We start from the raw sequence: 14830 nt of genomic DNA, 5'->3' as shown, positions 1-14830 counted from the left end.
AGCGGCCCGCCGCCTACTTCAGCGGCAGGTGGATGCGGGTCAGCAGCTGCGACGGCGGCGTGCTGCGCGGATCGTTCATGTACTGCTCGAACATGGGGAAGTCGGCCGGCACCATGCCGCTGCCCGGCAGCCATTGCGAGAACAGCCAGTTATAGGCTTTGTCCATCTCGTTGTAGGGGCCGGTGTGCGCCAGCACAGCGCAGCGGCCCGCCGGGATCTCGAAGCGCTCGAAACCCTCGCCCGGCGCGACGTCGGCCGCGATGGGCACGCCGGCCAGCGAACGCAGCTCGCGCGCCGGCACCTGTTCGGGGTCGTCGAAATACACGCCGTAGCCGCAGGCGTCGCGCGCGGCCAGGCCGCGGCTGGCGGCCAGCATGAAGGCGCGGTCGAACACGGGGCCGATGTCCTGGTAGCTGCCGCGGTGCGGCAGGGCCGCCAGAATCACGCCGGGAAAGTTCTCGATGGTGATGGGATACATGCCTAGCTCCTGAGGGTCGAAGGGACGGGAGCGGGCGGCGCGATAGCGTCCCGGCGCCATGCCGAAGACCGCGCCGAAGGCCCGGTTGAACGCGGCGTCCGACTCGTAGCCGGCGCGCTGCGCCACCTCGCGCAAGGAAACCTGGGACCCCGCCAGCGCGGCCGCCGCGCGGTGCATGCGGATGCGCTGCACCGTGGCGTTCACCGTTTCCCCCATCATCGCGCGATAGACGCGATGGAAGTGGTACGGCGACAGGCAGGCCAGGTCGGCCAGCCGGTGCAGGTCCGGATCGGCGTCGGGATGGCTTGCCAGCCAGCGCAGGACCGGATCCAGGCGCCGGGCGTAGTGGGTTAGGGTTCCAGGCTTCATGCGAGCTCCTTGGAGTGCAATGTAGTGGAGCGGCGTTTGCAGATTTTGCGAAAAGAGCGGCGTTTGCAGATCTTGCGAAAAAAAAGCCGGACGCACAGGCGTCCGGCATGTTCTCGTTCCTGCGGCGGACAGCTCAGGTCGGATAGGTGCCCGGCAGCAGGATGCTGCGGTCGCCCGGCACGATGGAGCGGCGGCCGCAGAGCGCCATGGTGGTGTCCATTTCCTTGTACAGGATCTCCAGCGCGCGGGTCACGCCCGCCTGGCCGTAGGCGCCCAGGCCGTACAGGAAGGCGCGGCCGATCATGGCGCCGCGCGCGCCCAGCGCCACCGCCTTGAGGATGTCCTGGCCCGAACGGATGCCGCCGTCCATCCACACCTCGATCTTCGAGCCTACGGCATCGGCGATCGAGGGCAGGGCGGCGATGGACGACATGGCGCCGTCGAGCTGGCGTCCGCCATGGTTGCTGACGATCAGCGCGTCGGCGCCGCTGTTGGCGGCCAGCTGCGCGTCCTCGACGTCCAGGATGCCCTTGATGATGAGCTTGCCGCCCCAGCGCTGCTTGATCCATTCGACGTCGTCCCAGCTCAGGCGCGGGTCGAACTGTTCGGCCGTCCACGACGACAGCGAGGACAGGTCGCTCACGCCCTTGGCGTGGCCGACGATATTGCCGAAGGTGCGGCGCTTGGTGCCCAGCATGCCCAGGCACCAGCGCGGCTTGGTCGCCAGGTTGATGAGGTTGCGCAGGGTGGGCTTGGGCGGCGTGGACAGGCCGTTCTTGATGTCCTTGTGGCGCTGGCCCAGGATCTGCAGGTCCAGCGTCAGCACCAGCGCCGAGCAGCCGGCCGCCTTGGCCCGGTCGATCAGGTTGCCGACGAATTCGCGGTCGCGCATCACGTAGAGCTGGAACCAGAACGGCTTGCCGGTGGCCGCCGCCACGTCTTCCAGCGAGCAGATGCTCATGGTCGAGAGCGTGAAAGGCACGCCGAAATCCGCCGCCGCCTTGGCCGCCAGGATCTCCCCGTCGGCGTGCTGCATGCCGGTCAGGCCGGTGGGCGCGATGGCCAGCGGCATGATCGCGTCCTGGCCCGCCAGCGTGGTGCGCAGCGACCGGCCTTCCATGTTCACCGCCACGCGCTGGCGCAGCTTGATCTTCTGGAAGTCGCTTTCGTTGGCGCGGTAAGTGCCTTCGGTCCAGGCGCCGGAATCCGCGTAGTCGTAAAACATGCGCGGCACGCGTTTCTGCGCGACGACGCGCAGATCTTCGATGCAGGTGATCGTAGAAAGGTTAGCGGTCATGGGTGTCTATGGAGTGATGAGGGGCGCGGGCCGGACTCGTTATTGATTTTCTGGTCCCCGGGACCAGCGGCTGCTGGCGCCCTGGGCGGTCCCGCGGGGCTCACGAACCCCGCGGCGCTGCCCAGTATACGCGCCGGGGCCGGCAAGCGTCGCTTGCCGGCCCCGGTCGCCCCCCAAAATCGCAAGGGCCTGCGCGGCCCCTGCGTCCCCTATCGCGGCCAGACCTTGGAGACCGCGCGTATCGTGGCCCAGGCCACCCAGCGCGGGCTGGTCAGGCGCGCCGCCGGCAGGCGGCGCATCACGTCCACGGCCAGCCCGCCGCGCTTGTGCCATTGCTTCTTGCGCGTCTGGCTGTCGGTCCAGCGGCCCTCCAGCCACGGAAACTCGCGGCGGCCCGGCTTGTAGACCGGCGGCGTGTTGTAGATCAGGATGTAAGCCAGGCGCGGCGCGGACGAAGTGTTGGGCCCCGTGAAATGCAGGGTGCGGGCGTCGTGCACGGTGATCCCGCCCGGCTCCAGCGGCTCCGGCACGGCCAGCTCGCGCGCGAAATCGCCGCAGCACTCCAGCGGATGCAGGCTCTTGTCGCCGCCCGGCGAACGGTGCTCCAGCACCTCCCATTTGTTCGAGCCGGGAATGAACTGCATGCAGCCGTTCTCGACCGTGGCCGGCTGCAGCGCCAGCCAGATGCTGAGTTCGTTGTAGACGAAATCCGGCGAACGGAAGGCCTCGTCCTGGTGCCAGGGCGTCTCGGGACCGTCGGGGCCGGGCTTGAGCAGGGCGTGCTCGCCGTAGAGCGCGGCGTCCTCGCCCAGCAGCTGGCGGGCCAGTTCCAGCGTGCGCTCGTGGTAGACGGTCTTGAGCAGGCCCGGGGCATAATGGCGCGGATCGTGCAGACTGGGAAACTTGGCGGGCTTGGACGGATCGTCGCGGCTCACGAAGTCGTATTGCGCACCCTCGTTGTAGCCGGTCTTGTTGGCGAACAGATCCATCAGGGTACGGCGGATGTAGCCCACTTCATCCTGCGGGCACATGTCCTTCAGGGCCAGATACCCTTGTTCCCTGTAGCGCGCTGTCTCTACTTCCGACAACAAACTGGTCTCTTCCATAATGGCTTCTCCAAGCTCTGGTAGCGGGTGTTCCCGTTGGCACGTTTTGACATGAGCTCTAACGTATCGCTTCGAAGGCCATCGGGCCTATAGACCATCCGCTGTAGCCAATACCGCCTACGGCGGCGCATCATCCGAAGGAAACCGCATGCAAGACCCTCATTCCCCCCCTCACATCGAAACCGTGCACGTCACGATCAGCGGCACCGTGCAGGGCGTGGGCTACCGCCACGCCACGGTGCGCCGCGCCCATCTGCTGGGCGCGACCGGCTGGGTCCAGAACCTGCCGGACGGCACGGTGGAGGCCGTGGTGCAAGGCACGCCCGACCAGGTCGACCACATGCTGGAATGGCTGCGGCGCGGCCCGCCCGGCGCCGCCGTGAAGGAACTGACCACGCGCCAGGAGTACACCGACAAGCGTTACATCCGCTTTGAACAGCTGTAGAACCGCCCATGGCGCGCACCGGCAGGCAGTAATCCGATAGGGGGAGAAACGGCGGACGATTGCGCCGTAAGGCTCAGCGGGTACGCAACCAGCGCCCGCCCAATTGGTTGAGCACCAGTCCGGCCAGCACGCAGGCCGCGCCCAGCCATTGCAGCGGCAGCAGGCTTTCGTCGAAGGCCATCGAGGCCGCCCAAAGCCCCACCACCGGCACCAGCAGCGAGAACGGCGCGACCTTGGCCGCGGCATGGCGCGTCAGCAGCTGCGTCCACAGGGTATAGGCCAGCAAGGTCGCCAGCCCCGCCAGGTACAGCACCGACAGCGCCTCGCTCCAGCCCATGCCGGCCACCATGGCCAGCGCCGGTTCCCAGCCGTCGATCAGCACGGCCAGCAGCAGGAAAGGCAGCACCGGCGCGGCGCTGCTCCAGGCGATGAAGGCGAACGGATCGTAGCCGGGCGAGCGGCGACTGGCCAGGCGCACGATGATGTTGGACACGGCCCACATGAACGCGGCGCCCAGCGTCAGCACGAAGCCCGTCATGGTCATCTGGCCCGGCCCCGCGCCCCGGCCGCCGGCGATGATGGCCAGCCCGGCCGCGGCCACGCACAAGCCCAGCCAATGGTGGCGCTGCGCGCGTTCATGCAGCAACGGCGCGGCCAGCAGCAAGGTGAAAAACGCCTGGGTCTGGATGACCAGCGAGGCCATGCCGGCGGGCATGCCGGACTGCAGCGCGGTAAAGAGCAGGCCGAACTGGCCCAGGCCCTGCACCAGCCCGTAGGCCGCGACCCAGCGCCAGGGCAGGCGCGGCGGGCGCACGAACAGAATCAGCGGAAACGCCGCCAGGGCGAAGCGCAGCGCGCCCAGCATCATGGGCGACAGGCCCTTCATGCCGACCTTCATGACGACGAAGTTCGAGCCCCATATGAGCACGACCGCCAAGGCACAGAGATAGTCTTTCCGGGAAAGGTGGGTCGTGGACATGCGGCATTATCGCACCGGCGCGCGCCGCGGAACGGAGCAGATCGGCGCGTTATCGGCGGTGCGCTTTCAGCACGGCCGCAAAGGCCCCGACCGCCGCGTCGATGTCGGCGTCGCCGATGTGGCGGTGGGTCACGCAGCGCAGCCGCGTGCGGCCCCAGGGGCGCACCAGCAGACCGGCCGCCGCCAGCGCGGCGGTCCATTGCGCGTTGTCCATGCCGCTGGCGGCGGTCTCGACCTGCACGATGTTGGTCTGCGGCACGCTGGCCGACAGCGCCGGCGCCAGCCGGTTGACCCCGTCGCTCAGCCGGCGCGCGCGCGCGTGGTCCTCGGCCAGGCGACCGCCCATCGTGCGCACCGCCTCCAGACCGGCGGCCGCCATGATGCCGGCCTGGCGCTGGGTGCCGCCCAGCATGCGCCGCAAGCCGCGCGCGCGTTCCATGACGGGCCGCGCGCCGGCCAGCACAGCGCCCACCGGCGCGCTCAGGCCCTTGGACAGGCACAGCGACACCGTGTCCGCGTGGCGCGCGATCTCGCCGGGGTCCACGCCCAGCGCCGAGGCGGCGTTGAACAGGCGCGCGCCGTCCAGGTGCACGGCGGCGCCGGCCGCCTGCGCCATGCCGTGCACGGCCTGCATATGGTCCAGCGGCAGCACCGCGCCGCCGGCGTTATTGTGCGAGGTCTCCATCGCCACCAGCGCCGTCTTCAGCCGGTGTCCGCCGCCCTGCAGCGCCTCTTGCAGCGCGCCCAGGTCCATCGCGCCGCCGGCGCCGGCCACGCCCAGGTAGAAAAGCCCCGTGAACGTGGCGGCGCCGCGCTCCGAGGTATACATGTGGGCCGTGGCCTCCAGCGCCACCTGTTCGTTGCGCTGGGCCTGCGCCAGCACCGCCAGCAGGTTCGCCATGGTGCAGCTGGGCACGAACAGCCCGGCCTGCTTGCCCAGGCGTTGCGCCACGTGCGCCTCCAGCTCGCGCACGCTGGGGTCGCCGTCCAGTCCGTCGTCGCCGATCGGCGCGCTACGCATGCGCTCGTACATGGCCTCGGTGGGACGGGTGACGGTGTCGCTGCGCAAGTCGACGGCAGGGGCGGAATCGGGCGAAGTCATGATGCTCAGTGCTGCAGGATTTTGGAAAGAAACTGGCGAGTGCGCGGGTTGCGCTGCTCGACATTGCCGAAGAACTGCTCCTTGTCGCAGTCCTCCACGATGCGGCCGCAGTCCATGAAGATGACGCGGTCGGCGACACGGCGCGCGAATCCCATTTCATGGGTCACCACCATCATCGTCATGCCGTCGGCGGCCAGGTCGGTCATCACGTCCAGCACCTCGTTGACCATCTCCGGGTCCAGCGCCGAGGTCGGTTCGTCGAACAGCATCACGGCCGGGTCCATGGACAGCGCGCGCGCGATCGCCACGCGCTGCTGCTGGCCGCCCGACAGTTCGCCGGGATGCTTGTCCTGGTGGGCCGACAGGCCCACGCGCTCCAGCAGCGCCAGCGCGCGCCGGCGCGCCTCTTCCTTGCCGCGCTTGAGCACCTTGACCTGGCCCAGGCACAGGTTCTCGGTCACCGACAGATGCGGGAACAGCTCGAAATGCTGGAACACCATGCCGGCCACCGCGCGCAGCCTGGGCAGGTCGGTGCGCGGATCGCCCACCGAGATCCCGTTGACCACCACCTCGCCCTGCTGGAAGGGCTCGAGCGCGTTGACGGTCTTGAGCAGCGTGGACTTGCCGGAGCCGGACGGCCCGCAGACCACCACGACCTCGCCGCGGCCCACCGTGGTGGAGCAGCCGTCCAGCACCTGGAAGTCGCCGTACCACTTGCTGACCTGCTTGATCTCTATCATCGTCGGACCTGTGGATAAAGAGGAAAGACCGCGGCCGCCTAGCGCAGCACGCGCGTGCGCCGTTCCAGCCGCTTGACCAGACGGGACGCCGTGAAGCAGATGATGAAGTACACCACCGCCACGAACAGATACAGCTCCACCAGGCGGCCGTCGCGCTGGCCGATCTTGGTGGCCGCGCCCAGGAAGTCGGTCAGCGACAGCACATACACCAGCGAGGTGTCCTGGAACAGGATGATGACGCGCGTCAGCAGCGCCGGCAGCATGTTGCGCAGCGCCTGCGGCAGCACCACGTAGCGCATGCCCTGCCACGGCGTGAGCCCCAGCGCCAGGCTGGCCGACACCTGCCCGCGCGCGATCGACTGGATGCCGGCGCGCATGATTTCGCAGAAGTACGCCGCCTCGAACAGGGTGAACGTGATCACCGCCGAATTGAACGCGCCGACCCGCAGCGGCGTGGACGATCCCACCGCCCAGGCGGCCATGTACGGCATCAGGAAGTAGAACCAGAAGATCACCAGCAGCAGCGGGACCGAGCGCATCACGTTCACGTAGATGCCGGCAGGCACCGACAGTATCCGCAAGCGCGACAGCCGCATCATGGCCAGCACCGTGCCCAGCGCCAGCCCCATCACCGCCGCCAGCGCGGTCAGCGTCAGCGTAAAGACCATGCCGGTGCGGAACAGGTACGGCAGCGCGTTGCCGATGACGCCGAAGTCGAACTGGCCCATGGCGCTAGCGTCCCTTGCCCGCGGCGCCGATCAGGCCGGGCACCGACGTGCGGCGTTCCAGCCAGCGCATGCCCAGGACCACGATGCCATTGATGAGCAGGTAGATGACCGTGGCCGCGGAAAAGGCTTCGAAGATATGGAAGCTGAACTCCGCCATCGTGCGCGCCTGGCCGGTCAGCTCCAGCAGGCCGATGGTCAGCGCCACCGACGAATACTTGATGATGCCCATGAACTCGGACGTCAGCGGCGGCAGCACGATGCGAAAGGCCTCGGGCAGGATCACGTAGCGGTAGGCCTGCGCCTCGGTCAGGCCCAGCGCGGTGGCCGCCTGCAGCTGGCCGCGCGGCAGCGACTGGATGCCCGCGCGCAGCTGCTCGGCCACGCGCGCCGCGCCATAGCAGGCCAGGCACAGCGTGGCCGGCACGAACTGGCCCCAGGGTTGCGGCATGCGCTTCATCGCCAGGCCCCAGTCCAGCGGCAGCAGCTCGGGCAGCACGAAGTACCACAGGAACATCTGCACCAGCAGCGGCACGTTGCGAAACAGCTCCACGTAGGCCGCGCCCAGCGCGTTCATCGGGCGCGACCGCTGGGTCCGCATCACCCCCAGGCAAGAGCCCAGCAGCAATGCGAACACCCAGGCGATCAGGGCCAGCGCCAGCGTCCAGCCCACGCCCATCAGTAGCGTCTCCAGGAAGGTATGCACGCCGTCAGGCGCCGTATCCAGGAAGACGTCCCAGCTCCAGTCGTATTTCATGCCCGCGGCCCGAGGGCTTTACTCGTAGGCCTTGGGATCGCCCGAATCGGTGGGATTGGCCAGCGCGCGCTTGAGCGCGTCGCTCATCGGGTACTTCAGGTTGATCTGCCTGGGCGGGATGGGCGAATTGAAGTATTTGTCGTAGAGCGCGGCGACCTTGCCGGACTTGATCAGGTCGCGCACGGCGTCGTCCACCACGTGCTTGAAGGCCGGATCGTCCTTGGGCTGCATGATGCCGTAGGGCGCCAGCTCCAGGCCCTTGGTGCCGATGACGAAGGCGTCGGGATTCTTCGAGGAGGCCACCGCGCCATAGGCGATGCCGTCGTCGTTGGCCGAGCCGGCGGCGCGGCCCGATTCCACCATCAGTATGGTTTCGGCCGTGTCCTTGGTGGGCGTCATGGTGATGCCCAGTTCGTGCTTGGCGTTGAGCTGCGAGATCAGCTTGAAGGTCTGGCCGCCCGCCTGCGCGGCGATGGATTTGCCGCGGAAGGACGCCAGGTTATTGGGATCGACGCCGCCGTCCTTGCGCGCCACCAGCACCACCTGCGCCACGAAGGTCGTGGGCGCGAACGACACCAGCTTGTGGCGCGCGAGGTTGTTGGTGGTGTTGCCGCATTCCAGGTCTATGGTGCCGTTGGCCAGCAGCGGGATGCGCGTGGCCGAGGTGGTCGGGTTGTAGCGCACCTCCAGCTTGGGCAGCTTGAGCGCGGCCTTGATGTACTGCGCGACTTCCTGGCAGATCTCCACCGTGTAGCCGATCGGCTTCTGGTCGCCGTCGAGATAGGCGAACGGCACCGAGGTCTCGGGATGGCCCAGCGTGATGACGCCGCTTTCGCGGATCTTGTCCAGGCGGCTGGCGCCTTCGGCGTGCACGGTTGCGGCGCTGCCCAGCAGGACCGCTGCGGCGGAGATTGCGGCGAATGCTTTCATCGGCTTCCTTTGGCGCCGGATGCGCGGCGCATATTGGCGAAAAGTATCAACTAGCGGTATGGTTTTATCCAGTTCCAATCGAGTATTCCTCCATACGGATTTGATATGGCCATTCCACGCATGAGCCTGCGGCACATCGAGGCGTTCCGGGCCGTCATGATGACCGGTTCGATGACCGCCGCGGCGCGGCGCGTGCATACCTCGCAGCCGCACGTTAGCCGCTTAATCGCGCAATTGGAAGCCATTACCCAGTTTCCCTTGTTCGACCGCAACGGCAGCCGCCTGACCCCCACGCAGGACGGCTCGCGCTTCTTCCAGGAAGTCGAGAAAACCTTCATCGGCCTGGCCGGCCTGGAGTCGGCGGCGGCCAGCATCCGCTCGTTCAGCGCCAGCCGCCTGAGCGTGGCCGCCATGCCGCGGCTGGCCGGCGGCCTGCTGGCGCGCATCGTCGCCGGCTTCAAGACCGAGTACCCCGACGTCATGGTGTCGATCCATTCCGGCAACGCCAGCACGGTGCACAACTGGATCAGTTCGGGCTTTTGCGACACCGGCCTGGCGATGCTGTCGGGCGACTCGCCCGGCATCCAGGTCGAGCCGGTGCTGACGATGAGCTGCGTGGCCGTGGTGCCCAAGGGCCACCGCCTGGCCAGGCTGAAGAAACTCAAACCCGCCGACTTCGCCGGCGAGCCGTTCGTGGCCTTCACCAGCGGCACGCCGCTGCGCGCCATGATCGACGAGGTCTTCAAGGCCGCCCGCATCGAACGCCAGACCGTGGCCGAGGCCGGCCTGGGTTCCTCCATCTGCGCCCTGGTCGGCGCCGGCCTGGGCGTGGCCCTCATCAACCCGCTGGCCGCGCGCGAAGAACTGGCGACCGCCAACGTCGAGGTGCGCCCGTTCAGCCCCGCCGTGCCGGTCACGGTCGCGCTGCTCTACCCGCCGTACCACACCCGCACGCGCCTGGTCAGCGTGTTCTCGCGCTATGCGCGCGAGGTGATGCAGCAGGAGATGGGGGATTTGAAGGCGCGGGCGGGGCGGTAAAGGCGGCGGCAAAGAAAAAGGCCAGCCCTTTCGGGACTGGCCTTACATGGCTTGGCGTTCGCGATCAGGCGTCGATATTCGCCGCCGACAGCGCATGCGTTTCGATGAAGTTCCGGCGCGGTTCCACATCGTCGCCCATCAGCGTGGTGAAGACTTCGTCGGCCGCGATGGCGTCCTCGATCTGCACGCGCAGCAGGCGGCGCACCTTCGGGTCCATGGTGGTTTCCCACAGCTGGTCCGGGTTCATTTCGCCCAGGCCCTTGTAGCGCTGCTTGGAGATGCCGCGTTCGGCTTCGCTGCGCAGCCACTGCATGGCTTCGCGGAAGTCGGACACGGGCTGTTCCTTGCGCTTGTCGCCTTCGCCGCGGGCGACCAGCGAGCGCGGGCCGACCTTGCCGGAGAAGCTCTTGGCGGCCTTGGACAGGATGGCGTAGTCCGTGCCGTTGACGAAGTCGGCGTCGATGATGCTGACGCGCACGTTGCCGTGATGCATGCGCTGCACCGACAGGCGGTGGCGTTCGGTCGCCTCGTCGAACTGGGGCACGACTTCGACGCCGTTGCCGCTGACCGGATCGCGCATGGCTTCGGTCAGGCGGCGGGCGGATTCGGCGGTGGACTCGGCCGTCTCCAGGTTGATTTCCACGCCTTCGGCCATGGCCGACAGCGCGGCCGTGTCGAACACGCGCGACAGGCGCGCGATCACGCCGTCGGCGGCGACGTACTGGCGCGCCAGTTCATTCAGCTCTTCGCCGCGGATGATCTCGCCGCCCGAGATGATTTCGGCGTCCTTCAGGGCCAGCGACAGCATGAACTGCGCTTCTTCCTGGTCGTCCTTCAGATAGCGCTCTTCGCGGCCGACCTTGACCTTGTACAGCGGCGGCTGGGCGATGTAGACGTAGCCGCGCTGCACCAGCTCGGGCATCTGGCGGTACAGCAGCGTCAGCAGCAGGGTGCGGATGTGCGCGCCGTCGACGTCCGCGTCGGTCATGATGATGAGGCGGTGGTAGCGCAGCTTGTCGATGTTGAAGTCCGGGCCGATGCTGGTGCCCAGCGCGGTGATCAGGGTGGCGATCTGCTCGCTGGCGATGAGGCGGTCGAAGCGGGCCTTTTCCACGTTCAGCACCTTGCCGCGCAGCGGCAGGATGGCCTGGAACTTGCGATCGCGGCCCTGCTTGGCCGAGCCGCCTGCGGAGTCGCCCTCGACGATGTACAGCTCGCACAGCGCGGGATCCTTTTCCTGGCAGTCGGCCAGCTTGCCGGGCAGGCCGGCGCCTTCCAGCACGCTCTTCCTGCGGGTCATTTCGCGCGCCTTGCGCGCGGCTTCGCGGGCGCGGGCGGCCTCGACGATCTTGGCGCACAGCGCCTTGGCGTCGTTGGGATGCTCCAGCAGCCAGGTTTCCAGCGTGCGGGCCACGGCTTCTTCGACGGCCGGACGCACTTCGCTGGACACCAGCTTGTCCTTGGTCTGGCTGCTGAACTTGGGCTCGGGCACCTTCACCGACAGCACGCAGGCCAGGCCTTCGCGCATGTCGTCGCCGGAGGTCTCGACCTTGGCCTTCTTGGCCAGTTCGTTGTCGGTGATGTACTTGTTGATGATGCGGGTCATCGCCGCGCGCAGCCCGGTCAGGTGCGAGCCGCCGTCGCGCTGCGGGATGTTGTTGGTGAAGCACAGCACGCTTTCGCTGTAGCTGTCGTTCCACTGCATCGCCACTTCCACGCCGACCGCCACGCCGCCCGCCGAGGACTCGGTGGAAACCGAGAACACGTTGGGGTGCAGCACGGTCTTGCTGCGGTTGATGTATTCGACGAAGCCCTTCACGCCGCCCGAGAACGCGAAGTTCTCTTCCTTGCCCTGGCGCTGGTCGATCAGGCGGATCTTCACGCCATTGTTCAGGAACGACAGCTCGCGCAGGCGCTTGGAGAGGATCTCGTAGTGATACTCGATGTTGGTGAAGATGATGGGGTCGGCCAGGAAGCGCACTTCGGTGCCGCGCTTGTCGGTCGTGCCCGTCACCGCCAGCGGCGCGACGCGCTCGCCCTGGCGGAATTCCATCTGGTGCACCTGGCCGTCGCGGCGGATGGTCAGGCGCAGCCATTCGGACAGCGCGTTGACGCAGGACACGCCCACGCCGTGCAGGCCGCCCGAGACCTTGTACGAGTTCTGGTCGAACTTGCCGCCGGCGTGCAGCTCGGTCATGACGATTTCCGCCGCGCTGCGGTGGAATTCGTCGTCCTTGTGGATGGCCGTCGGGATGCCGCGGCCGTTGTCGGTCACGGAGATGGAGTTGTCGGTGTGGATCGTGACGACGATGTCGTCGCAATAGCCGGCCAGGGCTTCGTCGATGGCGTTGTCGACGACTTCGAACACCATGTGGTGCAAGCCGGTGCCGTCGGACGTGTCGCCGATGTACATGCCGGGGCGCTTGCGCACGGCCTCCAGCCCTTTGAGCATCTTGATCGAGTCAGCGCCGTAGCCGCTGTTCTCGGGAGTGGTGTTCTGCTGATCTGACATGTGTGTATCGATAACGCTTTAAAGAACGGCCTGGCGGCCGGACCGCCCGCGGGCCATCCGGCCCGCAGCGGCACAAACCCACGATAGGGCGCGGATCAAATCCGCATGGGCATGACGACGTACTTGAACTGGTCGTCTTCGGGCAAGGTGATGAGCGCCGACGCGTTGGCGTCGGGCATGACCGACCACTGGACGCTGTCGACCTTGACGTTCGACAGCACGTCGAGCAGGTAGCCGACGTTGAAACCCACGTCCAGCGCTTCATGGCCGTAGTCGATGTCGATCTCTTCCTGCGCCTCTTCCTGCTCGGCGTTGGACGAGGAGATCTTCATCTGGTTCTGCGCCAGTTGCAGGCGCACGCCCTTGAACTTGTCGGTGGTCAGGATGGCGGCGCGCTGCAGGCTGCCCTGGAGCGCTTCACGGCCGACCAGGAAGTGGCGCGTGTAGTTGGTGGGGATCACGCGCGTGAAGTCGGGGAACTTGCCTTCGACCAGCTTGGACACCAGCTCCACGTCGCCGAAGCGGAAGCGGATCTGGCCCGGCGCCACGTCGATGGAGACGGGCTCGTCGGAGTCTTCCAGCAGGCGCTGCATTTCCAGCACGGTCTTGCGCGGCACGATCACTTCGTGGCGCTCGCTGATGCCGTCGGCTTCGGTGGAGCAGTGCGCCAGGCGGTGGCCGTCGGTGGCGACGGCGCGCACGCGGCCCGGCTCGAACACCAGCAGCATGCCGTTCAGGTAGTAGCGGATGTCCTGCTGCGCCATGGCGAAGTGCACCATGTTGAACAGGTGGCGCAGCGTGCGCTGCGGCATGGTCAGCGACACGTCCCACTGCTCGGGCTGGGCCACGGTGGGGAATTCGCTGGCGGCCAGCGTCTGCAGCGCGAAGCGGCTCTTGGCCGACTGCACCGACAGCTTGTTGCTGGCCAGCGCCAGGCGCACGTCGCCCGTGTCCGGCAGCGCCTTGAGGATGTCCAGCAGCTTGCGCGCCGCGACCGTGGTGGACTCGTTTTCCTGGCCCACGCCGAAATCGGCGTGCGTGGTGATCTGTACTTCCAGGTCGGTCGCAATGAAGGCGACCTTGTTGCCTTCCTTGCGCATCAGGATGTTCGCCAGAATGGGCAGGGTATGGCGTCTTTCGACGATGCCCGCCACAGTCGACAGCGGTTTCAGCAATGCATCGCGTGTGGTTTGTACGAGTTGCATGTTCATCCTTTTAGAGTTTGTTCCAACACGTGCAGGGTATGGTTGAGCTCCGCCTGCTTGGCGCGGGCGTCGGAAATCTTGCGCACCGCGTGCAGTACGGTGGTGTGATCACGGCCACCGAACAGATCGCCGATTTCCGGCAGGCTTTTCTGGGTCAGCTCCTTGGCCAGGTACATGGCGACCTGGCGCGGCAAGGCGATATTGGCGGGCCGGCGTTTCGAATACATGTCGGCCACTTTGATCTTGTAGAAGTCCGCCACCGTCTTCTGGATGTTTTCCACGGTGATCTGGCCGTTGGACACTGACAGCAGGTCTTTCAGCGCCTCCTTGCAGACGTCCACGGTCAAGACGTCGCGGCCGTGGAAGCGCGCGTAGGCCAGGACCTTGCGCAGCGCGCCTTCCAGTTCGCGCACGTTGCTGCGCAGATGCTTGGCGATGAAGAAGGCCACTTCCTCGGGCATGGGCACGCCTTCGGATTCGGCCTTGCGCAGCAGGATCGCCACGCGCATCTCCAGTTCCGGCGGCTCGATGGCCACCGTCAGGCCCGAGTCGAAGCGCGAGATCAGGCGGCTGTCGATGCCCGACAGTTCCTTCGGATACGTATCGCTGGTGATGATGATCTGCTTGCGCTGGGCCACCATGGCCTCGAACGCGTAGAAGAACTCTTCCTGCGTGCGGTTCTTGCCGGAGAAGAACTGGATATCGTCGATCAGCAGCAGGTCCAGCGAATGGTAGTAGCGCTTGAAGTCGTCGAACGCCTTGCGCTGGTAGGCCTTGACCACGTCGGACACGTACTGGTCGGCATGCACGTAGCGCACGCGCACGCCGGTGCCCGCCGCCACCATCGCGTTGCCGATGGCGTGGATCAGGTGGGTCTTGCCCAGGCCCACGCCGCCGTACAGGAACAGCGGGTTGTACGAGGTGCCCGGATTCTCGGCGACCTGCAGCGCGGCGGCGCGCGCCAGCTGGTTCGCCTTGCCGGTCACGAAGTTCTCGAAGGTCAGGTCGGTGTTCAGGCGCGAGCGCTCGTACACGATGTTGGCGGCATCGGCGTTGACCGCCTGGGCCGCCGCCGTGGTGGCGGGCGCGGGAGCCGGCGCGGGCGCCGCGGCCGGCGCGCTCACTGGGGGCGCGCCGCCCAGCGGGG

Annotated in this window: 14 protein-coding genes; 2 read left to right on the top strand and 12 right to left on the bottom strand. The window is 67.2% G+C overall.

Annotated features, from left to right (window positions below; translation table 11 throughout):
* Positions 1-13 precede the first annotated feature (13 nt).
* From C1I89_RS11325 to C1I89_RS11315, 3 genes are all read right to left on the bottom strand, one after another.
* Positions 14-847 carry an AraC family transcriptional regulator gene (locus C1I89_RS11325; protein ID WP_102772892.1) on the bottom strand — a complete coding sequence of 278 codons (834 nt, stop codon included), beginning with the start codon at positions 845-847 and terminating at the stop codon, positions 14-16.
* A gap of 133 nt (positions 848-980) precedes the next feature.
* Positions 981-2144, bottom strand: a complete 1164-nt coding sequence (locus tag C1I89_RS11320) for an alpha-hydroxy acid oxidase (RefSeq protein ID WP_102772891.1) — start codon at positions 2142-2144, stop codon at positions 981-983.
* Between the two features lie 209 nt (positions 2145-2353).
* On the bottom strand, positions 2354-3250 hold the full coding sequence (locus C1I89_RS11315) for a phytanoyl-CoA dioxygenase family protein (RefSeq protein ID WP_102772890.1): 897 nt from the start codon (positions 3248-3250) through the stop codon (positions 2354-2356).
* A 148-nt stretch (positions 3251-3398) separates the two neighbouring features.
* Between C1I89_RS11315 and C1I89_RS11310 the strand changes: the two genes are divergently transcribed.
* A complete protein-coding gene (locus tag C1I89_RS11310; RefSeq protein ID WP_102772889.1) occupies positions 3399-3695 on the top strand; it encodes an acylphosphatase in 297 nt (98 codons plus the stop codon).
* 73 nt (positions 3696-3768) lie between these two features.
* On the opposite strand, the gene C1I89_RS11305 is transcribed toward C1I89_RS11310, so the two are convergent.
* The 6 genes from C1I89_RS11305 to C1I89_RS11280 are packed head-to-tail and all read right to left on the bottom strand — an operon-like array spanning position 3769 to position 8928.
* On the bottom strand, positions 3769-4674 hold the full coding sequence (locus C1I89_RS11305; RefSeq protein ID WP_102772888.1) for an EamA family transporter: 906 nt from the start codon (positions 4672-4674) through the stop codon (positions 3769-3771).
* A gap of 49 nt (positions 4675-4723) precedes the next feature.
* Positions 4724-5776: a threonine aldolase family protein gene (locus C1I89_RS11300; protein ID WP_102772887.1), complete on the bottom strand. Its 1053-nt coding sequence runs from the start codon at positions 5774-5776 to the stop codon at positions 4724-4726.
* Between the two features lie 5 nt (positions 5777-5781).
* Entirely contained in the window at positions 5782-6516 is a 735-nt protein-coding gene (locus tag C1I89_RS11295; RefSeq protein WP_102772886.1) for an amino acid ABC transporter ATP-binding protein, read from the bottom strand.
* 38 nt (positions 6517-6554) lie between these two features.
* Complete coding sequence (locus C1I89_RS11290) at positions 6555-7244, bottom strand: amino acid ABC transporter permease (RefSeq protein WP_102772885.1); 690 nt, start codon at positions 7242-7244, stop codon at positions 6555-6557.
* 4 nt (positions 7245-7248) lie between these two features.
* Entirely contained in the window at positions 7249-7998 is a 750-nt protein-coding gene (locus C1I89_RS11285; RefSeq protein ID WP_102772884.1) for an amino acid ABC transporter permease, read from the bottom strand.
* A gap of 18 nt (positions 7999-8016) precedes the next feature.
* Positions 8017-8928, bottom strand: coding sequence for an amino acid ABC transporter substrate-binding protein (locus tag C1I89_RS11280; protein ID WP_102772883.1), 912 nt, complete (start codon positions 8926-8928; stop codon positions 8017-8019).
* Positions 8929-9033: 105 nt separating this feature from the next.
* Between C1I89_RS11280 and C1I89_RS11275 the strand changes: the two genes are divergently transcribed.
* Complete coding sequence (locus tag C1I89_RS11275; RefSeq protein ID WP_102772882.1) at positions 9034-9966, top strand: LysR substrate-binding domain-containing protein; 933 nt, start codon at positions 9034-9036, stop codon at positions 9964-9966.
* A gap of 64 nt (positions 9967-10030) precedes the next feature.
* On the opposite strand, the gene gyrB is transcribed toward C1I89_RS11275, so the two are convergent.
* The 3 genes from gyrB to dnaA all read right to left on the bottom strand — a co-directional run.
* Positions 10031-12478, bottom strand: coding sequence for a DNA topoisomerase (ATP-hydrolyzing) subunit B (gene gyrB / locus C1I89_RS11270; protein ID WP_102772881.1), 2448 nt, complete (start codon positions 12476-12478; stop codon positions 10031-10033).
* 95 nt (positions 12479-12573) lie between these two features.
* On the bottom strand, positions 12574-13683 hold the full coding sequence (gene dnaN / locus C1I89_RS11265; protein WP_168202202.1) for a DNA polymerase III subunit beta: 1110 nt from the start codon (positions 13681-13683) through the stop codon (positions 12574-12576).
* Between the two features lie 2 nt (positions 13684-13685).
* Positions 13686-14830, bottom strand: a 1145-nt coding sequence (gene dnaA, locus C1I89_RS11260; RefSeq protein ID WP_102772879.1) for a chromosomal replication initiator protein DnaA, incomplete at its 5' end; no start/stop codon positions are given.

Origin of the sequence: Achromobacter pulmonis (genome assembly GCF_002885955.2) — a bacterium.
In the GTDB taxonomy this organism is placed as follows: domain Bacteria; phylum Pseudomonadota; class Gammaproteobacteria; order Burkholderiales; family Burkholderiaceae_B; genus Achromobacter; species Achromobacter pulmonis_A.
Note: the sequence above shows the minus strand (reverse complement) of the source record. Positions and strands in the feature narration are given on the sequence as shown.